The organism is Streptomyces sp. ADI95-16, from assembly GCF_003721495.1.
GTDB lineage: Bacteria > Actinomycetota > Actinomycetes > Streptomycetales > Streptomycetaceae > Streptomyces > Streptomyces goshikiensis.
Map to the genome: position 1 here is coordinate 2,321,941 of NZ_CP033581.1, position 22,639 is coordinate 2,344,579.

Consider the following 22,639-nt stretch of genomic DNA (forward strand, 5'->3'; position numbering starts at 1 on the left):
CTCAGGGCGGCCCCCGGTATCCGGGTGCCGCCCTGAGGCGTTCGCGCAAAGGAGCCGTGCGGGCCGTGCGAGCCGTTACTTGCCGGCGCGCATGACCTCCGGCTCGTGGCGGCGCAGCAGGCGCTGCACCGCGAAGCCGCAGGCGACGCCGAGGAGCAGCAGGACGGTGATGTTCAGGCTCCACTGGCCGACCGTGGCGTCCCAGAGCGGGTCGGTGTTGGTCGGGTTGTCGGCGTCCCACGGCGGCATGAGCACGCCGAGGTGCAGGGTGCTGCCGGCGGCCGCGATGGCCCAGCGGGAGGGCATCAGCCAGGCGAACTGCTCCAGGCCCGGGGAGTCGTACACCTGGAAGAGGATGCCCGTGAACACGACCTGGACGATCGCGAACATCACGAGCAGCGGCATGGTCTTCTCGGCGGTCTTCACCAGCGAGGAGATCACCAGGCCGAACATCATCGAGGTGAAGCCGAGCGCGATGACCGACAGGCAGATCTCGACGGCCGGCGGCATGATCAGGCCCTCGGCGGGCAGCTCGCGCGGATAGAAGCCGATCCCGCAGATGACCACGCCCTGGACGGCCGTGATGACGCCGAGGACGATCACCTTGGACATGAGGTACGCCGACCGGGACAGGCCGGTGGCGCGCTCACGCTCGTAGATGACGCGTTCCTTGATCAGCTCACGGACCGAGTTCGCGGCGCCCGAGAAGCACATGCCGACCGCGAGGATCAGCATGATCGTGCCGGCGTCGCCGTTGAAGCGGGACGGGGCCACGGGGGGCGCCAGGCCGAACTTCGCGGGGATGACCGTGGAGACCACGCCCAGGACGGCGGGCAGGATCAGCATCAGCCCGATGAAGCCCTTGTCGGACGCGATCACCGAGACGTAGCGGCGGATCAGGGTCCAGAGCTGCGAGCCCCAGCCCTGCGGCTTGGGCGGCATCATCTGCTGCGGCGAGGGCATCGCGACGGACTGCGGGGCGACCGCGTCGATGTCGGCGGCGTACAGCTGGTAGTGCTGCGAGCCCTTCCAGCGGCCGGCCCAGTCGTAGTCGCGGTAGTTCTCGAACGCCGAGAAGACGTCCGCCCAGGTGGTGTAGCCGAAGAAGTTCAGCGCCTCGTCCGGCGGGCCGAAGTAGGCGACCGAACCGCCCGGGGCCATGACCAGCAGCTTGTCGCAGATGCCCAGCTCGGCGACCGAGTGGGTCACGACGAGGACCGTGCGGCCGTCGTCGGCGAGGCCGCGCAGCAGCTGCATGACGTCGCGGTCCATGCCCGGGTCGAGGCCGGAGGTCGGCTCGTCAAGGAAGATCAGCGAGGGCTTGGTCAGCAGCTCCAGGGCCACGGACACGCGCTTGCGCTGACCGCCCGAGAGCGAGGTGATCTTCTTGTCCTTGTGGATGTCGAGCTTGAGCTCGCGCAGCACCTCGTCGACGCGGGCGGCGCGCTCGGACTCGGCGGTGTCGCCGGGGAAGCGGAGCTTGGCCGCGTACTTGAGGGCCGTGCTGACCTTCAGCTCCTTGTGCAGGATGTCGTCCTGCGGGACCAGGCCGATGCGCTGGCGGAGCTCCGCGAACTGCTTGTACAGGTTGCGGTTGTCGTAGAGGACGTCGCCCTCGTTGGCGGGCCGGTAGCCGGTCAGCGCCTTGAGCAGGGTCGACTTTCCGGAGCCGGAGGGGCCGATGACGCCGATGAGCGACTTCTCCGGGACGCCGAAGGTGACGTCCTTGAGGATCTGCTTGCCGCCGTCGACCGTGACGGTGAGGTGGCGGGCCGAGAAGGAGACGTCACCGGTGTCGACGAACTCCTCAAGGCGGTCGCCGACGATCCGGAACGTCGAGTGGCCGACGCCGACGATGTCGTTCGGGCCGAGCACCGCGCTGCCGGACTTCGCCAGGGGCTGGCCGTTGACGTACGTGCCGTTGTGGCTGCCGAGGTCGTGGATCTCGAAGCGGCCGCCGGGCATCGAGCGGAACTCGGCGTGGAGGCGGGAGACCTGGAGGTCGGAGACCACCAGCTCGTTCTCCAGCGCACGGCCGATCCGCATGACGTGGCCCAGCGAGAACTCGTGGAACGTCGTGGGGCTGCGGTCGTCGTAGCCGGGGGTCGCGCCCTGGCCGCCGCCCTGCTGGTGCGGGACGTGCGGCTGCGGCTGCGACTGCTGCGGCTGCTGGTACTGCTGCGGCGGGGCCTGCTGCTGCCAGGCCTGCTGCTGCGGCTGGGCCTGCTGCTGGGCCTGGTACGCGGGTGCCTGCGCCTGGTGTGCCACGGGCTGCGGCGCGGCGGCGGCGCTCAGATTCAGCCGCGGGCCGTCGGTGGCGTTGCCCAGGTGCACCGGCGTACCGGGCGCGAGCTCGGTCTGCTGGACCCGCGCCCCGTGCACGTACGTGCCGTTGGTGCTGCCGTGGTCCTCGATGCCCCAACCCCGGCCGTTCCAGCTGATGGTGGCGTGTCGCCACGACACCCGGGCGTCATCGATCACCACATCTCCCTGGGGATCACGCCCCAGGGAGTACGACCTGGACGGATCGAGCGTCCAGGTCCTGCCATTCAATTCCAGTACGAGTTCCGGCACTCCAGCCCCACTTAAGTCCCCCGAGAATCCCCCTGATGCCAGGGAGTCTAGGGATGGCGAACATCCGGGGGAACTATTTCAGGCCTGCGGCCACATGTGGAATCGGGGCCGCTGAAGGGCGCGTACGCCTGCCCGTTGACGGGGTCGAAAGCCACCCGGAGAGTGCGATAGGGGACTTCTCACCCGCCACCCCCGACGATTCCGCCGCACCCGTCCCGACCGACAATCCGACCGCCGGCCGCAGCCAGGACACCCGCCCGACCCGGCCGGGGCCCCGGTCAGGCCGGTCCGCCGGCACGGCCAGGACCGGAGCAGCCTGCCGGGTCCGCCGGAGTGGGCGCGGACGGGGGCAAGGCAAGGAGCACTCCGCGGACGCGGTCGGAGGGCCGTCGCAGTGGGAGACTCCGGGCCCTGAGACGGACGGATCGTGGGACGTGACGATCACAGGGCGGCCGTCACAGGCGGCCGGGCCCGTGCGACGGCCGCCCTTGCACGGACCCCGCCCACGTTCGGGGCAGCGGCGTGGCGCCCGAGCGCTCGCTCGGGCAGCGCACCCGCAGCCGGCACGGATCCCGCCCGCGTTCGGGCAGCGCAGCGGCGTGGCGGCCCGGCGCTCGTTGGGGCGGCGCGCGCGTAGCGGTAGGGCAGGCTGGCGCACCGGGCGGGCGGCGCGGCGTTCGGTGGGTGGGACGGGGGTCCTGCCTTGTGGCCGGGGAAGATACGGTGAGGGCACCATGAGCGCTTCGCAGACCTCCGACGTCCCCACCCTCCTCGTCAAGATCTTCGGCAAGGACCGTCCCGGGATCACCGCCGGGCTGTTCGACACCCTCGCCGCCTACTCGGTCGACGTCGTCGACATCGAGCAGGTCGTCACCCGTGGCCGCATCGTCCTGTGCGCCCTCGTCACCCAGCCCACCGGCGCCGCCGAGGGCGAGCTGCGGGCCACCGTCCACAGCTGGGCCGAGTCGCTGCGGCTGCAGGCCGAGATCCTTTCCGGTACCGGTGACAACCGGCCGCGCGGCAGCGGCCGTTCCCACGTCACCGTGCTCGGCCACCCGCTGACCGCCGAGTCCACGGCGGCCATCGCCGCCCGGATCACCTCGACCGGCGGCAACATCGACCGTATCTTCCGCCTCGCGAAGTACCCGGTGACGGCGGTCGAGTTCGCCGTGTCCGGCGTCGAGACCGGGCCGCTGCGCACCGCGCTGGCCACCGAGGCCGCGCAGATCGGCGTGGACGTGGCCGTGGTGTCGGCGGGGCTGCACCGCCGGGCCCAGCGGCTGGTCGTCATGGACGTGGACTCGACCCTGATCCAGGACGAGGTCATCGAGCTGTTCGCGGCGCACGCCGGCTGCGAGGCCGAGGTCGCCGAGGTGACCGAGCGGGCCATGCGCGGCGAGCTGGACTTCGAGCAGTCGCTGCACGCCCGGGTCTCGCTGCTGGCCGGGCTCGACGCGTCGGTGGTGGACAAGGTGCGCGCCGAGGTGCGCCTGACCCCCGGCGCCCGGACCCTGATCCGTACCCTCAAGTCGCTCGGCTACCAGGTCGGTGTGGTGTCGGGCGGGTTCACCCAGGTGACGGACGACCTCCAGGAGCGGCTGGGGCTGGACTTCGCCTCCGCCAACACGCTGGAGATCGTGGACGGCAAGCTGACCGGCCGGGTCACCGGCGAGATCGTCGACCGGGCGGGCAAGGCCCGGCTGCTGCGCCGGTTCGCGGCGGAGGCCGGGGTGCCGCTGGACCAGACGGTGGCGATCGGTGACGGCGCCAATGACCTGGACATGCTGAACGCGGCCGGGCTGGGCGTGGCCTTCAACGCCAAGCCGGTGGTCCGCGAGGCCGCGCACACCGCCGTGAACGTGCCGTTCCTGGACGCGGTGCTGTACCTGCTGGGGATCACCCGGGAAGAGGTCGAGGCCGCCGGTCTCTCCTGAGCCCCCGCGCGCGTACGAGGGCGGGCCCTGGCGGATCTTCCGCGCCGGGGCCCGTCCTCGTGGTGGGGGCCGTGCTGCCGGCTCCGCTCCGGCTCAGTGTTCCTTGGGCGTCCAGTAGTCCTGCAGCGTGCCGACTCCGTGCTCCAACGACTTCCACGAGCCGGTGAAGGAGACGATCGCGAGCGCCGCGGTCGGGAAGCCCGTGCGGTTCATCCTCGTCGCGGTGTCTCCCTCCGCGCGCCCGGCCAGGGCGTCGGCGAGGGCGTGCATGCCGGGGTTGTGGCCGATGACGACGAGGTCGGACACGTCGTCCGAGGTCTCGTTCAGCAGGGCGATGAGCTCACCGAGGGAGGCGTCGTACAGCCGCTCCTCGTAGTGGGTCTTCGGCCGGTGCGGCAGTTCGTGGACGGCGAGCTTCCAGGTTTCGCGGGTGCGGGCGGCGGTGGAGCAGAGGGCCAGGTCGAAGGAGATGCCGGTTTCGGCCAGCTTCAGACCGACGGCCGGTGCGTCCTTGCGGCCTCGCTCGGCCAGCGGGCGTTCGTGGTCGGACACCTCGGGCCAGTCGGCCTTGGCGTGCCGGAGGAGGACGATCCTGCGGGATGTGTCGGCGCTCATGACCCCCAGCTTCGCATGAAATGAGCCACGGGGCCCGGGGTGTTGGCGTGCTCCCCCGCCACCCGGTTCAGCCGACGACGCGCAGCAGTTGCTCGGTCACCTGGAGCAGCGCGGAGGCCTCGCCGGCGGCGGCGTGGGCCTCGGCCGATCCGGCGAGGAGGAGCAGCAGGAGCCCGAAGGCCAGGGCGGGCAGGGCCAGCGCCCACCAGTGCAGGCGGGCGTTCGCGCCGGCGGCGGCCGGGCGGCGGGAGGAGGCGGCGGCGGCGGCGGCGGTCGGGAGGTAGCGGGTGTGCGTGGGGGCCGACATGGCCGCCTCCGTGGGTGTTCGGGCGGGACTGGCTCGCTGACTTCGAATCTATGGATTCGGGGCAGCGGATCCCATCCGGGGGACACCCCATCTGACCCTGAGCCTTACCCCCTAGGGGTTGGTGGGGGTAGCCCTACCAAGCCCGCGGGGCGCCGTGGCTCAGGGGGAGGCGAGCGACGCGATGACGGAGATGATGACGGTCACGACGAGCATCGCGCCGAGGACGAGGCCGAGCTTCTTGTGGCTGTCCTGGGGGTTCGGTTCGAGTACGGGCGACATGTGCCTCAGTTTCGCATGCCGCATTCGTCCTCGATCGTGCGGTCCCGGCCGGCCAGCACGCCGAGCGCGACCTGCGGGACGAGCAGCCCGGCCATCAGGGCGAGCGGCAGGTCCCAGCCGCCGCTGTGCTGGTAGAGGGCGCCGATGAGCAGCGGTCCGGGGATGGAGATGAGGTAGCCGGTGCTCTGGGCGAAGGCGGAGAGCCTGACGACGCCGGCCGAGGACCTGGCGCGCAGTCCGATCATGGTGATGACCAGGGGGAAGGCGCAGTTGGAGATGCCGAGGAGGAGCGCCCAGGCCCAGGCTCCGGCGGCCGGGGCGAGGTAGAGCCCGAGGTAGCCGGCGAGGCCGAAGAGGCCGAGGGTGACGGCGATGGGGCCCTGGTTGCGCATCCGGCCGGCGAGGCGCGGGATGACGAAGGCGAGGGGGACGCCCATGACCATGGTGACGGCGAGCAGGACTCCTGCGGTGGCGGCGGAGACCCCGGCGTCGCGGAAGATCTGCGGGAGCCAGCCCATGGTGACGTACGCGCCGGTGGCCTGGAGGCCGAAGTAGCAGGCCAGGGCCCAGGCGGTACGGCTGCGGACGACGCGCGGCCCGGTGTCGGCCGGTGCGCCGGGGGCGGTGCCCGCGGCGGCCTCGGCGGCCCGCGTGCGGCGGGCCGCTGCGGCGATGGGCAGCCAGGGCAGTACGGCGGCCAGCGCGAGCACGGCCCAGACGAGCAGGCCGGTGCGCCAGTTGCCGCCGAGGGCGGAGGTCAGCGGGACGGTCGCGGCGGCGGCGAGCGAGGTGCCGGCGGCCAGGGCCATGGAGTAGAGGCCGGTCATCGTGCCAACGCGGTCGGGGAACCAGCGCTTGACGATCACCGGGAGCAGCACGTTGGTCAGGGCTATGCCGGCGAGGGACAGGACGCTGGCGGCGAGGAACCCGGCGGCGTTGCTCGCGAAGGGCCGGATCAGCAGGCCGGCGGCGATGGCGGCCATGCCGGCGCAGACGACGGCGGCGGGCCCGAAGCGGCGGGAGAGCCGGGGCGCGGTGACGCCGACCGCGGCGAAGCAGAGGGCGGGGACGGAGGTGATCAGTCCGGCGACGGTGCCGCTCATGCCGAGGCCGGTGCGGGTCTCCTCGAAGAGGGCGCCGAGGCTGGTGATGGCGGGCCGCAGGTTGAGGGCGGCGAGGACGATGCCGACGATGAGGACCGGGCCGAGCCATTGCGGTTGCGGGGCGGCGGCCGGGGTGGCGGCGGGTCGCGGGAGCGCCTGGTGAGGGGCGGCCTTCGGCCGGTTCAGTGTCTGGATTTCATCGTCGGGCATGAGGCCATCATAGAATCATGGGATGATTGGTTGTCCAATTGCCTGACGGCTCCGAGAGGACCCCGCCCCCATGCCGTTGACCTCGCCCCGGCGATCCGCGCTCGTCGACCAGGTGATCGCCCAGCTCCGGAACCAGATCACCTCCGGTGAGTGGCCGGTCGGTTCCCGCATCCCCACCGAGCCGGAGCTGGTGGAGCTGCTGGGCGTCGCCCGCAACACCGTGCGGGAGGCCGTCCGGGCCCTCGCCCACAACGGGCTGCTCGACATCCGGCAGGGGTCGGGCACCTACGTACTGGCCACCAGCGAGCTGGCCGGTGTGATGCACCGCCGGTTCGCCGGGGCCGACCCGCGGGACATCGCGGAGCTGCGCTCGACGCTGGAGTCCTCGGCCGCGCGGCTCGCGGCGGAGCGGCGGACCGCGCGGGACCTCGTACAGCTGGACGCGCTGCTGGCCCGGCGCGAGGAGGCGTGGGCGAGCGGGGACGCGGAGCGGTTCGTCGCGGCGGACGTGGCGCTGCACATGGCGGTGGTGGCCGCCTCGCACAACGAGGTGCTGATCGAGCTGTACGCGGACCTCGGCGATCTGGTGGCGGACTGGCTGCGGGCGGACGTCGGCACGGTGCTGGATCCCGCGTCGCATGTGGACCACGCCCGGCTGGTCGAGGCGGTCCGGCGCGGGGACCCGGACGCGGCGGCCTCGGAGGCGGCCGGCTACCCGTTCGTCTGCCTCGGCAGGAACTGAGCGGCAGGGACTGAGCGGCCAGTGGGAAAGACGAAGCGGGGAAGACGAAGGGGCCGTCAGGGCCGCTCGTGGGTCACCCAGGCCGAGCGGACCTCTTTCCAGCAGCGGCCGGCGAGTTCGACCCGGCCGGCGGGGCCCACGGCGACGGCGGCCCCGTCCCCGTCCAGGTCCCACCAGCGGTCGCACTCCACGTGCAGCCGGATCAGGTCGGTCTCGGGGTAGCCGTTGTGGCAGTACACCGTCACCCGCGAGCCCTCGATCTCGGTGTCGCAGTCGGCGCCGAAGAGCTCCCGGGCGGCGGGCGGCGCGGGCCGCGCCGGCGGCTCGGCGGGGATGTCGGCCAGGTTCACGACAGCCCGGTCCCCCGCTAGCCGGTCCGCGAGCCCCGGGGCCGCCGCCCCGGCGTCGGACGCGGCAGCCGGCACGGCACGCGGCACGGCACCTGACGCGACGTCCGGCACGGCGCCCCGCACGGCATCCGCGCCGTCGGGCTGCGCGAAGGCTCCGGGGATCAGGAATCCGGTGAGAACCACCGAGGTGACCAGCAGCGATACCGCTCGGTTCTGCCTCGCGCGCACTCCCGTACCTCCTCCCCGCAGGAGCCGGGCAGATCCCGACGAGGTTAGTTTGCAGGCAAATGTCCGTCTTTTCGACTCGGGCAGATCTCGCCGGACGGCGCACATCCGATCGAACGGCCGTGTCCGCTCCGGGAAACACGGCGGCGGCCGCGGCCCCCGGAAGGGAGCCGCGGCCGCCGCCGTACGGACGTACCGGTACCTCGCTCAGGCACCCATCGCGTGCAGGCCGCCGTCCACGTGGACGATCTCGCCGGTGGTCTTCGGGAACCAGTCCGACAGCAGGGCGACGATGGCCTTGCCGGTCGGCTCCGGGTCGCTCATGTCCCACTCCAGCATCGAGCGGGAGTTCCACACGTCCGCGAGGTCCGAGAAGCCCGGGATGGACTTCGCGGCCATCGAGCCGAGCGGACCGGCCGAGACCAGGTTGCAGCGGATGTTCTCCTTGCCCAGGTCACGGGCGAGGTAGCGGCTGGTGGCCTCCAGGGCCGCCTTGGCCGGGCCCATCCAGTCGTACTGCGGCCAGGCGAACTGCGCGTCGAAGGTGAGGCCGACGACGGCCGCGCCCTCCGCCGGGAACAGCGGCTTGCAGGCCATGGTCAGCGACTTCAGCGAGAACGCCGAGACGTGCATGGCGGTGGCCACCGACTCGAACGGGGTGTTCAGGAAGTTGCCGCCGAGGGCGTCCTGCGGCGCGAAGCCGATCGAGTGCAGGACACCGTCGAGGCCGCCGAGCTCGTCGCGGACGAGGCCCTCCAGGCGGGCGAGGTGCTCGTCGTTGGTGACGTCGAGCTCGATCACCTTGACCGGCTTGGGCAGCTTCTTGGCGATGCGCTCGGTCAGGCTCGGGCGCGGCCACGCCGTGAGGATGACCTCGGCGCCCTGCTCCTGGGCCAGCTTTGCGGCGTGGAACGCGATGGAGGACTCCATCAGCACCCCGGTGATGAGGATGCGCTTGCCGTCGAGAATTCCGCTCATGGTGATCAGTGACCCATGCCCAATCCGCCGTCAACGGGAATGACGGCTCCGGTGATGTACGCGGCGTCGTCGGACGCCAGGAAGCTCACGGCTGCCGCGATTTCCTCGGGCTGCGCGTAGCGGGCGAGCGGCACCTGGGCCACGATGGCCGCGCGCTGCTCGTCGGTGAGCACCTTCGTCATGTCGGTGTCCACGAAGCCGGGAGCGACCACGTTGAACGTGATGTTGCGGGAGCCCAGCTCACGCGCCAGCGAACGGGCGAAGCCGACCAGGGCCGCCTTGGAGGCGGCGTAGTTGGACTGGCCACCCGCGCCCAGCAGACCCACGACCGAGGAGATCAGGACGACGCGGCCCTTCTTGGCACGGAGCATGCCGCGGTTCGCGCGCTTGACCACCCGGAAGGTGCCGGTGAGGTTGGTGTCGACGACCGACGCGAAGTCCTCCTCGGACATGCGCATCAGCAGCGTGTCCTTGGTGATGCCGGCGTTGGCCACCAGCACCTCGACCGCGCCGTGCTTGTCCTCGACCTCCTTGTAGGCCTGCTCCACCTGCTCGGAGTCGGTGATGTCGCAGCGGACGGCCAGGACACCGAGGGCCGTGAGCTCCTGCGGGGGCTCGCCGGACCGGTACGTGATGGCGACCTTGTCTCCGGCCTCCGCGAAGGCTCGGGCGATGGCGAGGCCGATGCCCCGGTTTCCTCCGGTGACGAGAACCGAGCGGCTCAACAGATCACCCTTTCGCTTGGCGGTATGAGTACCGAAAATCTATAGGCCTAATAGGCCATACAAAGAATCCGGCTCCGACAGGGCCTTGCGACGGGCTCTGTCGAGTCCCTACAGAAAGATGTAGGCACATGAGCCCCGAGCGCGACATGATCGGGGCGACCGGCCCCGACCCCGGGAGGAATTCCGTGCCCCATTCCATCGACGCGGCCTTCGCCGCGCTGCCCCTGCGGGCGCTCGCCGACGCGGCGCTCGCGCGGGCCCGCGCGCTCGGCGCCGACCATGCCGATTTCCGGCTGGAGCGGATCCGCAGCGCCTCCTGGCGGCTGCGTGACGCCAAGCCCTCAGGCGGGTCCGACACCACCGACCTCGGTTACGCGGTCCGGGTGGTGCACGGCGGCAGCTGGGGGTTCGCCTCCGGCGTGGACCTCACCATGGACGGCGCCGCCAAGGTGGCCTCGCAGGCCGTGGCCATGGCGAAGCTCTCCGCCCAGGTGATCAAGGCCGCCGGTTCGGACGAGCGCGTGGAGCTCGCCGGCGAGCCGGTGCACGCCGACAAGACGTGGATCTCCGCCTACGACGTGAACCCGTTCGAGGTTCCCGACGCGGAGAAGGCGGCGCTGCTCGCCGACTGGAGCTCCCGGCTGCTGGCCGCCGACGGGGTGGCGCACGTGGACGCCTCGCTGCTCGCCGTCCACGAGAACAAGTTCTACGCCGACACGGCGGGCACCGTGACCACCCAGCAGCGGGTCCGGATCCACCCGCAGCTCACGGCCGTCGCCGTGGACGCCACCACCGGCGGGTTCGACTCGATGCGCACCATCGCCCCGCCGGCCGGCCGCGGCTGGGAGTACCTGACGGGCACCGGCTGGGACTGGAACGCCGAGCTGGAGCAGATCCCCGGCCTGCTCGCCGAGAAGATGCGGGCGCCGAGCGTCGAGGCCGGGCGCTACGACCTGGTCGTGGACCCGTCCAACCTGTGGCTCACCATCCACGAGTCCATCGGCCACGCCACCGAGCTCGACCGGGCCCTGGGCTACGAGGCGGCGTACGCGGGCACCTCCTTCGCCACCTTCGACCAGCTCGGCACGCTCAAGTACGGCTCCTCGATCATGAACGTGACGGGCGACCGCACCGCCGAGCACGGCCTGGCCACCGTCGGGTACGACGACGAGGGCGTCGCGGCGCAGAGCTGGGACCTGGTCAAGGACGGCATCCTGACCGGCTACCAGACGGACCGCCGGATCGCGAAGCTGACCGGCCTCGGCCGCTCCAACGGCTGCGCCTACGCCGACTCCCCCGGGCACGTCCCGGTGCAGCGGATGGCGAACGTCTCCCTGCGGCCGGACCCGGGCGGGCTCTCCACCGAGGACCTGATCGGCGGGGTGGAGCGCGGGATCTACGTGGTCGGCGACCGCTCCTGGTCGATCGACATGCAGCGCTACAACTTCCAGTTCACGCAGCAGCGGGCGTACCGGATCGAGAACGGCAGGCTGGCCGGTCAGCTGCGCGACGTCGCGTACCAGGCGACCACCACCGACTTCTGGGGCTCGATGGAGAAGCTCGGCGGCCCCCAGACGTATGTGCTGGGCGGCGCCTTCAACTGCGGCAAGGCGCAGCCGGGCCAGGTCGCGGCGGTCTCGCACGGCTGCCCCTCCGCGCTGTTCCGCGACGTGAACATCCTCAACACGACGCAGGAGGCCGGCCGATGAGCACGCTTTCGAACGGACGCACCAAGCCGCACGAGATCGTCGAGCGGGCCCTGGAGCTGTCCACCGCCGACGGCTGTGTCGTCATCGCCGACGAGGAGTCGTCGGCGAACCTGCGCTGGGCGGGCAACGCGCTGACGACGAACGGCGTCACGCGCGGCCGGACCCTGACCGTCATCGCCACGGTCGACGGCAAGGAGGGCACGGCCTCGGGGGTCGTGTCGCGCGCCGCCGTCACCGCCGCCGACCTGGAGCCGCTGGTACGGGCCGCCGAGGCGGCCGCGCGCGGGGCCGGCCCGGCGGAGGACGCCCGGCCGCTGGTCACCGGGACCCCTGCCTCCCCGGACTTCGCCGACGCCCCCGCCGAGACCTCCTCGGCGGTGTTCGCGGACTTCGCCCCGGCGCTCGGCGAGGCCTTCGCCCGGGCCCGCGCGGGCGGGCGGGAGCTGTACGGCTTCGCCAACCACGAGCTGGTCTCCACGTACGTCGGCACCTCGACGGGGCTGCGGCTGCGCCACGACCAGCCGAGCGGCACCCTGGAGCTCAACGCCAAGTCGCCCGACCGGCAGCGCTCGGCCTGGGCCGGCCGCTCCACCCGGGACTTCAAGGACGTGGACCCGGCCGCGCTGGACGCGGAGCTGGCCGTACGCCTGGGCTGGGCGGAGCGGAAGATCGAGCTGCCCGCCGGGCGGTACGAGACGCTGCTGCCGCCGACGGCCGTGGCCGACCTCCTGATCTACCAGATGTGGTCGGCGGCGGCCCGGGACGCGACGGAGGGCCGGACGGTCTTCTCCAAGCCCGGCGGCGGCACCCGGCTCGGCGAGAGGCTGTCCGAGCTGCCGCTGACCCTGCGCAGCGACCCGCACGCCCCGGGCCTGGAGTCGGCGCCGTTCGTGATCGCGCACAGCTCCGGCGACGACGCCTCGGTGTTCGACAACGGCCTCCCGGTCCCGGCGACCGAGTGGATCCTGGACGGGGAGCTGAACCGGCTGACCACGACCCGGCACAGCGCCGCCCTGACCGGGATGCCGCTCTCCCCCGGCTTCGGGAACCTGATCCTGGACGCGGGCGGCGAGAAGTCGCTGGAGGAGATGGTCGCGAACACCGAGCGGGGTCTGCTGCTGACCTGCCTCTGGTACATCCGCGAGGTGGACCCGGCGACGCTGCTGCTCACGGGCCTGACCCGGGACGGCGTCTACCTGGTGGAGAACGGGCAGGTCGTCGGCGAGGTCAACAACTTCCGGTTCAACGAGTCCCCGGTGGACCTGCTCTCGCGGGCCTCGGAGGCCGGCCGGACCGAGAAGACCCTGCCGCGCGAGTGGAGCGACTGGTTCACCCGGACCGCGATGCCCGCGCTGCGGGTCCCGGACTTCAACATGAGCTCGGTCAGCCGCGGCGTCTGAGTCCACCCCCGCCCCACCTAGACTGGCCGGGACAGCTGTTTCCCGGATCCCTCAGAAGGAGACCCAGAACCGTGACGGACATCGTCGACGAACTGAAGTGGCGCGGGCTCTTCGCCCTGTCCACCGACGAAGAAGCGCTGCGCAAGGCCTTCGCGGACGGTCCTGTCACCTTCTATTGCGGATTCGACCCGACCGCCGCCTCGCTGCACGTCGGTCACCTGGTGCAGGTGCTCACCGTGCGCCGGCTCCAGCAGGCCGGGCACCGGCCGCTGGCGCTGGTCGGCGGGGCCACGGGTCAGATCGGTGACCCCCGGCCCACCGCCGAGCGCACCCTGAACGACCCGGAGACCGTCGCGAACTGGGTGAACCGGCTGCGTTCGCAGATCGAGCCGTTCCTGTCCTTCGAGGGCGAGAACGCGGCGGTCATGGTGAACAACCTGGACTGGACGGCGGGCCTGTCCGCCATCGAGTTCCTGCGGGACATCGGCAAGCACTTCCGCGTCAACAAGATGCTGACGAAGGACTCGGTCGCCCGCCGGCTGGAGTCCGACCAGGGCATCAGCTACACGGAGTTCAGCTACCAGCTGCTCCAGGGCATGGACTTCCTGGAGCTGTACCGCCGCCACGGCTGCACCCTCCAGCAGGGCGGGTCCGACCAGTGGGGCAACCTGACGGCGGGTCTCGACCTGATCCACCGCCTGGAGCCGCACGCGAACGTGCACGCCATGGCGACGCCGCTGATGGTCAAGGCGGACGGCACCAAGTTCGGCAAGTCCGAGAGCGGGGCCGTCTGGCTGGACCCGGAGATGACCACGCCGTACGCGTTCTACCAGTTCTGGCTGAACGTGGACGACCGGGACATTTCCACCTACATGCGGATCCTTTCCTTCAAGACCCGTGAGGAGCTGGAGGAGCTGGAGGCGCAGACCGCCGAGCGGCCGCAGGCGCGCGCCGCCCAGCGGGCGCTCGCGGAGGAGCTGACCACGCTGGTGCACGGCGCGGACCAGTGCGCCGCCGTGATCGCCGCCTCGAAGGCGCTGTTCGGCCAGGGCGACCTGGCCGAGCTGGACGAGGCCACGCTCGCCGCGGCCCTGTCCGAGCTGCCGCACGCCCAGGTCGCCGAGGCGGGTCTGGTCGTGGACCTGCTCGCGGAGACGGGGCTGGTCGCCAGCAAGTCGGCCGCGCGCCGGACCGTGAAGGAGGGCGGCGCCTACGTGAACAACGTGAAGGTCGCCGCCGAGGACGCGGTCCCCGCCAAGGAGGACCTGCTGCACGGGCGCTGGCTGGTGCTGCGCCGCGGCAAGAAGAACCTGGCGGCGGTCGAGGTCACCGGCTGACGCCGGCAGTACGGCGCGGGGGCCGGTTCGGACGTTTCGTCCGGCCGGCCCCTTCGCTGTGCCGCGGTCGCGGTCGCGGCCGGGCGCCGGTGCCCGGTGCTAGGCCGTCCGCTTGTTGCCCCTGACGGCCATGTACGCCATGTCGCCCAGCCCGACGATCAGGACGGCTCCGGCAAGCTGCAGCAGGTGCCGGATCCAGTCGATGCCCTTGGTGTCCTCCACGCCGATCCACCGCGAGACCGCGTTGCCGAGGAGGGCGCCGACGATGCCGAACAGCGTGGTCAGCCAGAGGGGCTGGTGCTGCTTGCCCGGCAGGATCGCCCGGGCTATGAGGCCCAGTACGAATCCGACGATGATCGCCCACAACCATTCCATGTCGAGCCTCCTCGTGGCGCGTGGTGCGCATGTGCGCCCAGCTTCGGTCCGTCCGGCCCGGCACGCATGTCGGCGGCTCCGTTCGGGCTACACCCACCCTCCTCACCGCCGGAGGGGCGGCGTACCGTGGATGTCACCGGGCCGGGGCGTGTCCGGCGGACGAATCGGGTGGTGGAGCGTGCAGCGGACGAAGCGGAACGGGGCCGAGGTCTTCCGGATCACCGGGGCGCGGATGGGTCTCGCGGAGGACGTGCGCGGACGGCAGCGCCGGTACGTGATCTCGATGGTGATCAGGACGCTGTCGGTCATCGCGACCGTGCTCCTGTGGAACGTGGAGCGTCATGTGGCGATCGTGACGCTCGTGGCGGGTGCCCTGCTGCCCTACGTGGCCGTGGTCATCGCGAACGCGGGGCGCGAGTCGGCGCCCTCGCTGCCCTCGCATTTCATCCCCGCGCCTGTGCGTCCCGCACTGGGCGCGGGAAACCTCAAGAAAAGCTCAGATCAATCATGAAGTTCCGGTGCACCGCACCGGGTCCTGCGTGACATACTGCCTACGCGCTCCGCATCCCCCGTCGGAGCGACGGACCGACGCCGGGCAGCTCCCCCCGTGGCTGCTCGGCGTCGCCCTTCCGTTTGTAGGGTTGAGGCCGTGAACTCCCCTGATACGGACACCAACACCGCCGCACCCGCCCCCACCTGCTCCGCCAAGGGCTGCCGTGACGCGGCGGTCTGGGTCCTCGCGTGGAACAACCCGACGCTGCACACGCCGGAGCGGCGCAAGACCTGGCTGGCGTGCGAGGAGCACCGTGAGCACCTCTCCCAGTTCCTGGGCGTACGGGGCTTCCTGAAGGACGTCGTGAAGCTCGACGAGTGGGTCCAGCCGGAGGGCTCGGAGCGGCAGTAACCGCGGGGCGCGGGCCGGCGGCCGGCGGCCGGCGGGACCCTAGCCGCCGATCGCCGACATCGGCCGGTCGGGCTGCAGGAAGGAGGGGTCGTCCAGGCCGGAGCCGGCCTTCTTGCCCCACATGGCCACCTTCCACAGCCGGGCGATCTCCTCGTCCGGCGCGCCCGAGCGCAGTGCCGCCCGCAGGTCCGACTCCTCGGTGGCGAACAGGCACGTACGGACCTGGCCGTCGGCCGTGAGCCGGGTGCGGTCGCAGGCACCGCAGAACGGGCGGGTGACCGAGGCGATGACCCCGACGGTGGCCGGGCCGCCGTCGACGACCCAGCGCTCGGCGGGGGCGGATCCGCGCTCGTCGGCGCCTTCCTCGGTGAGGGTGAAGCGGGTGCGCAGGGACAGCAGGATGTCCCCGGCGGTGATCATGCCGTCGCGCTTCCAGCCGTGCTGGGCGTCGAGGGGCATCTGCTCGATGAAGCGGAGCTCGTACTCGTTCTCCACGGCCCAGGCGAGCAGGTCGGGGGCCTCGTCCGCGTTGAGCCCCGGCATCAGGACCGCGTTGACCTTGACCGGGGTGAGGCCGGCCTCGCGGGCCGCGGCCATGCCGTCGATGACGTCGCGGTGGCGGTCGCGGCGGGTGAGGGTCTTGAAGACCTCGGGCCGCAGGGTGTCGAGGGAAACGTTTACCCGGTCCAGGCCGGCGGCCTTCAGCGCCTGTGCGGTGCGCTTGAGGCCGATGCCGTTGGTGGTGAGCGACATCCTCGGGCGGGGCTCCAGGGCCGCGCACCGCTCGACTATCCCGACGAGGCCGGGCCGCAGCAGCGGCTCGCCGCCGGTGAAGCGGACCTCGGTGATCCCGAGCCGGGTGACGGCGATGCGGATCAGCCGGACGATCTCCTCGTCGGTGAGCAGATCCGACTTGCCGAGCCACTGCAGACCCTCCTCGGGCATGCAGTAGGTACAGCGCAGATTGCATCGGTCGGTGAGTGAGACGCGCAGGTCAGTGGCCACGCGGCCGTATGTGTCGAGAAGCACTGTGGGCCCCCTCCCCTGTCCGGTTCCTTCAGAGCCAGCGCCGCTTCGGATGGAGGCTGGCGCTGGTTTCGAGCCTACGCGACGGCCGTGACATGTAGGGGTGCCCGAATGAACGAGACGCGACAGGGCCACGTCGTAGGGAAGTACGACGTGGCCACGCCGGGTGTTCGGTGGATCTCTCTGAGGCGCGGGCCCCTGCGGGGTGGCTCAGTGGGCGCCGGTGCCCGTCAGCGAGCGGACCTCCAGCTCCGCGAACTTCTGGGGGTCGGCCTCCTCCTTGGTGAGGACGGTGCCGAGCCAGCCGAGGAGGAAGCCGAGCGGGATGGAGATGATCCCGGGGTTCTCCAGCGGGAACCAGTAGAAGTCGGCGTCCTTGAACATCGAGGTGGGCTTCCCGGAGACGACCGGGGAGAACAGCACCAGGACGACCGAGGAGACGAGGCCGCCGTAGATGGACCACAGCGCGCCCTGGGTGGTGAAGCGCTTCCAGAACAGGCTGTAGAGGATCGTCGGCAGGTTGGCGGAGGCGGCGACCGCGAAGGCGAGGGCGACGAGACCGGCCACGTTGAGGTCGCGGGCGAGGGCGCCGAGGCCGATGGCGACGGCGCCGATGACCACGGTGGACCAGCGGGCGGCCCTGACCTCCTCCTTCTCGGTGGCCTGTCCCCTGCGGATCACGTTCACGTAGATGTCGTGCGCGAAGGACGAGGACGAGGCCAGCGTCAGGCCGGCGACGACCGCGAGGATGGTGGCGAAGGCGACGGCGGAGATCACGGCGAGCAGGATGGCGCCGCCGGTGGAGTCGGCGCCGCCGCCGACGGCCTGGGCGAGCAGCGGGGCGGCGGTGTTGCCCGCCTTGTTCGACTTGATGATCTCGTCCCGGTTGAGCAGCGCCGCGGCGCCGAAGCCGAGGGCGATGGTCATCAGGTAGAACCCGCCGATGATGCCGATGGCCCACAGGACGGACTTACGGGCGGCCTGCGCGGTGGGCACCGTGTAGAAGCGGATCAGGATGTGCGGCAGGCCGGCGGTGCCGAGGACCAGGGCGAGGCCGAGCGAGATGAAGTCGAGCTTGGTCGTCGGGTCCTTGCCGTACTTGAGACCCGGCTCCAGGAACTTGGCGCCCTGGCCGCTGTTCTCGGCGGCCTTGCCCAGCAGGTCGGAGATGTTGAAGTTGAACTTCACCAGCACCAGGAAGGTGATCAGCAGGGCGCCCGCGATGAGCAGGACGGCCTTGACCATCTGGACCCAGGTGGTGCCCTTCATGCCGCCGATGGTCACGTAGAGGATCATCAGGAGGCCGACCAGGGCGACGATGGCGATCTTGCCGCCGTCGCTGGTGATGCCGAGGAGCAGCGAGACGAGCACGCCGGCGCCGGCCATCTGGGCGAGCAGGTAGAAGATCGAGACCACGATGGTGGAGGTGCCCGCGGCGGTGCGGACGGGCCGCTGGCGCATCCGGTACGCGAGGACGTCGCCCATCGTGTAGCGGCCGGAGTTGCGCAGCGGTTCGGCGACGAGCAGCAGGGCGACCAGCCAGGCCACGAGGAAGCCGATGGAGTAGAGGAAGCCGTCGTACCCGAAGAGGGCGATGGCGCCGGCGATGCCGAGGAAGGACGCGGCGGACATGTAGTCGCCGGAGATGGCGAGGCCGTTCTGGAACCCGGTGAACTGGCGGCCGCCGGCGTAGAAGTCGGCGGCGCCCTTGGTCTGGCGGCCGGCCCAGACCGTGATGATCAGGGTGGCGACGACGAAGAGCCCGAACAGGGTGATGATCAGCGGCCGGTGCTCGGTGGCCCCGGCGGCCGTCGTGAACTGGAGCGGGGTGAGGGGGGCGCTCATGCTCCGGCCTCCATGCGCTTCTTGATGGCCTCCGCCTTGGGGTCGAGCTGGGCGGCGGCGTGACGCGCGTACAGCCACGCGATCAGGAAGGTCGTCGCGAACTGGGCGAGGCCGAGCGCGAGGGCGACGTTGATGTTCCCGAAGAGCTTGGTCCCCATGAAGCCGCCCGCGTAGCTGGACAGCAGGACGTAGAGCAGGTACCAGGCGATGAAGGCCACGGTGAGCGGGAAGGCGAACGAGCGGTGGGCGCGTCGCAGTTCGGCGAATTCGGGACTCTGCTGGACGCTCACGAACTCTTCGGCCGTGCTGCTCGCCACGGATGGTCCCGCGCTGCCCGGGGGCGGCGCTGCTTCGGTGGTCACGGGGGGCTCTCCTTGTGACGCGGGTGCGGTGGGGACGACGGACAAAACAACCTCCGTGTGGGGGGACGGTGACGCTGATCCCCCCTGTCAACGGCACGGACGGCGTGTCGGGACGGTTCAACACCCGTCGTTTCTTTGGAAACTGATTTCTCGAACTGATGGCGCGATCACGAACACGCGCACTAGGTTCACCTGTCATGAACCCGTTCATCGCGGATCGCGCTGGACGGCTTTTTCACGACGGATGATGTGGAGAACCCATGGCTCATCTGGGATCCGGCCGCCGGCGCCTCGCCGTACCGGTCGGCCTGGCGCTCACCGCCTCGCTCGCCCTCCTGCCCGCGGTCGCGGCCTCCGCCGCCCCGCTGGGCAACACGGCGGAGACGGCGAAGGTCTCCAAGCCCGACACCTCGGGCCCGAAGCTCTCGTACGTCGCGAACCTGACCGCGTACGGGACGGTGAAGCAGGCGCAGAAGGCCATCGAGCGGGCCGGCGGAACGGTGGTGACGTCCTACGAGCAGATCGGGGTCGTCGTCGCACATTCCCAGAACCCGGAGTTCGCCAAGCAGCTGCGGGCCCAGCGCAGTCTGTTCGTGTCGGTCGGTGCCACCCGGACGGCCCCGCTCTCGCCGGTGCAGACCACCGAGGAGGGCACCACGCAGAAGCTGAGCGCGGCCGACGCCGCCAAGGCCGCCGCGCAGGCCACCGCGGGCGAGGAGCCGCTGGAACCCAACCAGTGGGACCTGCGGGCGATCAAGGCCGACCAGGCCCACAAGATCAACGACGGCAGCCCCGACGTCACGGTCGGCGTCATCGACACGGGCGTGGACGACACCCACCCCGATCTCGCGCCGAACTTCTCCGCGAGCCAGTCCGCCAACTGCGTCGGTGGTGTCGCCGACACCACCGAGGGCGCCTGGCGCCCGTACGCCGACGGCAGCGACCACGGCACGCACGTGGCCGGCACCATCGCGGCCGCGCGCAACGGCATCGGCATCAGCGGTGTCGCGCCGGGCGTGAAGGTCGCCGCGATCAAGGTGAGCGAGCCCGCGACCAGCCTCTTCTACACCGAGGCGGTCGTCTGCGGCTTCATGTTCGCCGCCGAGAAGGGGATCGAGGTGACCAACAACAGCTACTTCGTCGACCCGTGGAACTACACGTGCAAGAACGACGACGACCAGAAGGCGCTGGTGGAGGCCCTCGCCCGGGCCACGAAGTACGCCGAGCGCAAGGGCGTCCTCAGCGTGGCCTCGGCCGGCAACTCGGACCACGACCTGGCGTCGAACGCGATCGAGGACACCACCAGCCCGAACGACACCACCCCGGTGACGCGCACCATCGACCCCAAGGTCTGCCTGGACCTGCCGACCCAGCTGCCGGGCGTGGTCACGGTCAGCGCGACCGGTGACCAGGGCTTCAAGTCGTACTACTCCAGCTACGGCCTGGGCGTCGTCGACGTCGCGGCCCCCGGCGGCGACAAGTACCAGGTCCCGGGCACCCCGGACGCGAACGGCCGGGTGCTGTCCACCGTCCCGGGCGGCGGCTACGGCTACAAGCAGGGCACCTCGATGGCCGGCCCGCACGTCGCCGGTGTCGCGGCGCTGCTCAAGAGCGCGCACCCGCACGCCACGCCGTCGCAGCTCCAGGCGATGCTGAAGGCCCAGGCCACCAAGGCGGCCTGCCCCGACAAGATCTACGACGGGACGGGCGCGCTGATCGACGCCACCACCTGCAACAGCAAGTGGGGCCAGACCGGCTACTACGGCTACGGCGTGGTCGACGCGCTGAAGGCCGTGAAGTAGACCGGACGGACGGACGCGACGCGCCGAGGGGCCGCGGGGGACGTTCCCCGCGGCCCCTCGGCCGTTCGCCCCGCTCAGGTCAGAGCTTGATGAGCACCTTCAGCGCGCTGCGGTCGTCCATCGCCCGGTAGCCCGCCGGGACCTCGTCCAGGGACACGGCGCGGTCGAACACCGGCGCGGGGTCGATCGCCCCGCTCAGGACGTCCTCCAGCAGCTCCGGGATGTAGGCGCGCACGGGTGCGACGCCGCCGCGCAGGGTGATGTTGCGGTCGAACATCACACCGAGGTCGAGGCCGGTGCCGCTGCCGTGCGGGACGCCGACGTAGCCGATGGCCCCGCCGTCGCGGGTGATGTTCACGGCGGTCCGCATGGACTGCTCGGTGCCGACGGCCTCGATGACCGCGTGGGCGCCCTGTCCGCCGGTGAGTTCACGGACCGCCGCCTCGGCGGCCTCGCCGCGCTCGGCGACGACGTCGGTGGCCCCGAAGAGCTTCGCGATGTCGGTACGGACGGTGTGCCGGCCCAGGGCGATGATCCGCTCGGCGCCGAGCCGCTTGGCGGCGAGGACGCCGCACAGGCCGACCGCGCCGTCGCCGACGACCGCGACCGTGGAGCCCTTGCGGACCCCCGCGCCCAGGGCCGCGTGGTGGCCGGTGCCCATGACGTCGGAGAGCGCGAGCAGCCCGGTCAGCAGGTGCTCGTCGGAGGCCGCGTCGGCGGGGAGCTTCACGAGGGTGCCGTCGGCGTGCGGGACGCGGACGGCCTCGCCCTGGCCGCCGTCGTGGCCGACCGAGCCCCAGAAGCCGCCGTGCACGCAGGAGGTGTACAGGCCCTCGGAGCAGTAGTCGCAGGTGCCGTCGGACCACATGAACGGGGCGACGACGAGGTCGCCGGCGCGCAGGCCCGAGACCGCGGAACCGGTCTCCTCGACTATGCCGAGGAACTCGTGCCCGATCCGCTGGCCGGGCTCGCGCGCGGCCTCACCGCGGTAGGCCCACAGGTCGCTGCCGCAGATGCAGGCGCGCAGCACGCGGACGACGGCGTCCTCGGGACGCCGGATCGCGGCGTCGGGCACCTCCTCCACGCGGATGTCGTTGGGGGCGTGGATGACGGTGGCGCGCATGGTGGTGCAGTCCTCCGGCTCGGGGGTGACGAGGTCTTTTTGGGACCCGCCTACCGTACGCCTGTCCGACGGTCGGGTGTTCCGGTGGCCAGCAGGTACTGGGCCGCGAGGTACGTGGCCATGATCCACAGATCCGGGCGGGGCAGCTGAGGCCACTCGGCGACGCCGGTCGCGATGAGCGTGTCGGAGAGCAGGAACAGCGCGCCGCCCACCCCGGCGCGCACGCCGAGGGCGCTGGAGCGGTAGGCCATGGCGGTGAGCAGCAGGCTGTAGCCGGCGACGGGGATGCGCAGGTCGGGCGGCAGGTCTCCCCAGAGCAGGCCGATGGTGGCGAGCAGGGCGACGGCGTACGCGGCGCCGAGCAGCGGGTTCGTCCGGCCCCGGCCGAAGAGGACGAGGTAGCAGACGTGCCCGGCGGCGAAGGAGCCCATGCCGATGAGGAAGGCGGGGTCGGCGTCGAAGAGCAGGGCCAGGTCGCCGCCCCAGCCGAACAGCAGGGCGGCGATCAGCAGCCGGGGCGCCCGGCGGGTGACCATGTAGGCGACGAGCAGCGGCATCAGCAGCGGCTTGGCGATGGCGTGCCCGAGGTCCCAGCCGGCCAGCAGCGCGCCGAGGTCGAGGGCGGTGGCGGCGGCGAAGGCGCCGAGCAGTACCCGGGCTCCGAGGCCGTCGGCGACGGACACGACGGGACGGGCCCAGGAGGGCGTACGGGAT

At 71.5% G+C, this 22,639-nt stretch carries 22 protein-coding genes; 8 read left to right on the plus strand and 14 right to left on the minus strand.

Annotation, left to right across the window (positions count from 1 at the left end; genetic code table 11):
* Positions 1 to 75 precede the first annotated feature (75 nt).
* Positions 76 to 2,574 carry an FHA domain-containing protein gene (locus EES41_RS10045; RefSeq protein ID WP_123077390.1) on the minus strand — a complete coding sequence of 833 codons (2,499 nt, stop codon included), beginning with the start codon at positions 2,572 to 2,574 and terminating at the stop codon, positions 76 to 78.
* A gap of 734 nt (positions 2,575 to 3,308) precedes the next feature.
* Between EES41_RS10045 and serB the strand changes: the two genes are divergently transcribed.
* Positions 3,309 to 4,508 (plus strand): phosphoserine phosphatase SerB, encoded by a 1,200-nt coding sequence (gene serB / locus EES41_RS10050; protein WP_123077392.1) that lies wholly within the window; start codon positions 3,309 to 3,311, stop codon positions 4,506 to 4,508.
* 93 nt (positions 4,509 to 4,601) lie between these two features.
* Here serB and EES41_RS10055 read toward each other — a convergent pair whose 3' ends face one another.
* From EES41_RS10055 to EES41_RS10065, 4 genes are all read right to left on the minus strand, one after another.
* Positions 4,602 to 5,123 (minus strand): histidine phosphatase family protein, encoded by a 522-nt coding sequence (locus EES41_RS10055; RefSeq protein WP_123077394.1) that lies wholly within the window; start codon positions 5,121 to 5,123, stop codon positions 4,602 to 4,604.
* A gap of 67 nt (positions 5,124 to 5,190) precedes the next feature.
* Positions 5,191 to 5,430: a hypothetical protein gene (locus tag EES41_RS10060; protein ID WP_123077396.1), complete on the minus strand. Its 240-nt coding sequence runs from the start codon at positions 5,428 to 5,430 to the stop codon at positions 5,191 to 5,193.
* 159 nt (positions 5,431 to 5,589) lie between these two features.
* The gene (locus tag EES41_RS42900) at positions 5,590 to 5,709 is read right to left on the minus strand and encodes an SGM_5486 family transporter-associated protein (protein ID WP_254211394.1); all 120 of its coding nucleotides are present in this window, start codon (positions 5,707 to 5,709) and stop codon (positions 5,590 to 5,592) included.
* A 5-nt stretch (positions 5,710 to 5,714) separates the two neighbouring features.
* The gene (locus EES41_RS10065; RefSeq protein WP_123077398.1) at positions 5,715 to 7,022 is read right to left on the minus strand and encodes an MFS transporter; all 1,308 of its coding nucleotides are present in this window, start codon (positions 7,020 to 7,022) and stop codon (positions 5,715 to 5,717) included.
* A 70-nt stretch (positions 7,023 to 7,092) separates the two neighbouring features.
* Here EES41_RS10065 and EES41_RS10070 point away from each other — a divergent pair, with 70 nt between their 5' ends.
* Positions 7,093 to 7,764, plus strand: coding sequence for a FadR/GntR family transcriptional regulator (locus EES41_RS10070; protein WP_123077400.1), 672 nt, complete (start codon positions 7,093 to 7,095; stop codon positions 7,762 to 7,764).
* A gap of 56 nt (positions 7,765 to 7,820) precedes the next feature.
* On the opposite strand, the gene EES41_RS10075 is transcribed toward EES41_RS10070, so the two are convergent.
* From EES41_RS10075 to fabG, 3 genes are all read right to left on the minus strand, one after another.
* The gene (locus tag EES41_RS10075) at positions 7,821 to 8,108 is read right to left on the minus strand and encodes a hypothetical protein (protein ID WP_367995810.1); all 288 of its coding nucleotides are present in this window, start codon (positions 8,106 to 8,108) and stop codon (positions 7,821 to 7,823) included.
* 438 nt (positions 8,109 to 8,546) lie between these two features.
* Complete coding sequence (gene fabI / locus EES41_RS10080; RefSeq protein ID WP_008743222.1) at positions 8,547 to 9,317, minus strand: enoyl-ACP reductase FabI; 771 nt, start codon at positions 9,315 to 9,317, stop codon at positions 8,547 to 8,549.
* Positions 9,318 to 9,322: 5 nt separating this feature from the next.
* On the minus strand, positions 9,323 to 10,042 hold the full coding sequence (gene fabG, locus EES41_RS10085; RefSeq protein ID WP_037794840.1) for a 3-oxoacyl-[acyl-carrier-protein] reductase: 720 nt from the start codon (positions 10,040 to 10,042) through the stop codon (positions 9,323 to 9,325).
* Between the two features lie 185 nt (positions 10,043 to 10,227).
* On the opposite strand from fabG, the gene EES41_RS10090 reads away from it, so the two are divergent.
* The 3 genes from EES41_RS10090 (at position 10,228) to tyrS (ending at position 14,488) form a co-directional block, all read left to right on the plus strand.
* A complete protein-coding gene (locus EES41_RS10090; RefSeq protein ID WP_123082376.1) occupies positions 10,228 to 11,751 on the plus strand; it encodes a TldD/PmbA family protein in 1,524 nt (507 codons plus the stop codon).
* A complete protein-coding gene (locus EES41_RS10095; protein WP_123077402.1) occupies positions 11,748 to 13,151 on the plus strand; it encodes a metallopeptidase TldD-related protein in 1,404 nt (467 codons plus the stop codon). Before EES41_RS10090 ends, EES41_RS10095 begins: the two co-directional genes overlap by 4 nt.
* A 71-nt stretch (positions 13,152 to 13,222) precedes the next feature.
* Positions 13,223 to 14,488 carry a tyrosine--tRNA ligase gene (gene tyrS / locus EES41_RS10100; protein ID WP_123077404.1) on the plus strand — a complete coding sequence of 422 codons (1,266 nt, stop codon included), beginning with the start codon at positions 13,223 to 13,225 and terminating at the stop codon, positions 14,486 to 14,488.
* Between the two features lie 99 nt (positions 14,489 to 14,587).
* Here the strand turns inward: tyrS and EES41_RS10105 are convergent, their stop codons facing one another.
* The gene (locus EES41_RS10105; protein WP_123077406.1) at positions 14,588 to 14,863 is read right to left on the minus strand and encodes a GlsB/YeaQ/YmgE family stress response membrane protein; all 276 of its coding nucleotides are present in this window, start codon (positions 14,861 to 14,863) and stop codon (positions 14,588 to 14,590) included.
* Between the two features lie 130 nt (positions 14,864 to 14,993).
* Here EES41_RS10105 and EES41_RS10110 point away from each other — a divergent pair, with 130 nt between their 5' ends.
* Positions 14,994 to 15,374: a DUF3099 domain-containing protein gene (locus EES41_RS10110; RefSeq protein ID WP_174261667.1), complete on the plus strand. Its 381-nt coding sequence runs from the start codon at positions 14,994 to 14,996 to the stop codon at positions 15,372 to 15,374.
* A gap of 138 nt (positions 15,375 to 15,512) precedes the next feature.
* Positions 15,513 to 15,767, plus strand: coding sequence for a hypothetical protein (locus EES41_RS10115; protein ID WP_123077410.1), 255 nt, complete (start codon positions 15,513 to 15,515; stop codon positions 15,765 to 15,767).
* 39 nt (positions 15,768 to 15,806) lie between these two features.
* Here EES41_RS10115 and moaA read toward each other — a convergent pair whose 3' ends face one another.
* The 3 genes from moaA to EES41_RS10130 all read right to left on the minus strand — a co-directional run bounded on the left by moaA (position 15,807) and on the right by EES41_RS10130 (position 19,000).
* A complete protein-coding gene (gene moaA, locus EES41_RS10120) occupies positions 15,807 to 16,796 on the minus strand; it encodes a GTP 3',8-cyclase MoaA (RefSeq protein ID WP_123077412.1) in 990 nt (329 codons plus the stop codon).
* A gap of 207 nt (positions 16,797 to 17,003) precedes the next feature.
* Positions 17,004 to 18,638 (minus strand): cation acetate symporter, encoded by a 1,635-nt coding sequence (locus EES41_RS10125; protein WP_123077414.1) that lies wholly within the window; start codon positions 18,636 to 18,638, stop codon positions 17,004 to 17,006.
* A complete protein-coding gene (locus EES41_RS10130) occupies positions 18,635 to 19,000 on the minus strand; it encodes a DUF485 domain-containing protein (RefSeq protein ID WP_008743232.1) in 366 nt (121 codons plus the stop codon). The genes EES41_RS10125 and EES41_RS10130 overlap by 4 nt, the downstream gene beginning before the upstream one ends.
* A gap of 260 nt (positions 19,001 to 19,260) precedes the next feature.
* Between EES41_RS10130 and EES41_RS10135 the strand changes: the two genes are divergently transcribed.
* Positions 19,261 to 20,802 (plus strand): S8 family serine peptidase, encoded by a 1,542-nt coding sequence (locus EES41_RS10135; RefSeq protein WP_123077416.1) that lies wholly within the window; start codon positions 19,261 to 19,263, stop codon positions 20,800 to 20,802.
* A 79-nt stretch (positions 20,803 to 20,881) separates the two neighbouring features.
* Here EES41_RS10135 and EES41_RS10140 read toward each other — a convergent pair whose 3' ends face one another.
* On the minus strand, positions 20,882 to 21,925 hold the full coding sequence (locus EES41_RS10140; RefSeq protein ID WP_073798853.1) for a zinc-dependent alcohol dehydrogenase family protein: 1,044 nt from the start codon (positions 21,923 to 21,925) through the stop codon (positions 20,882 to 20,884).
* Between the two features lie 50 nt (positions 21,926 to 21,975).
* Positions 21,976 to 22,608 carry a lysoplasmalogenase gene (locus EES41_RS10145; RefSeq protein WP_164496101.1) on the minus strand — a complete coding sequence of 211 codons (633 nt, stop codon included), beginning with the start codon at positions 22,606 to 22,608 and terminating at the stop codon, positions 21,976 to 21,978.
* Between the last annotated feature and the right edge of the window lie 31 nt (positions 22,609 to 22,639).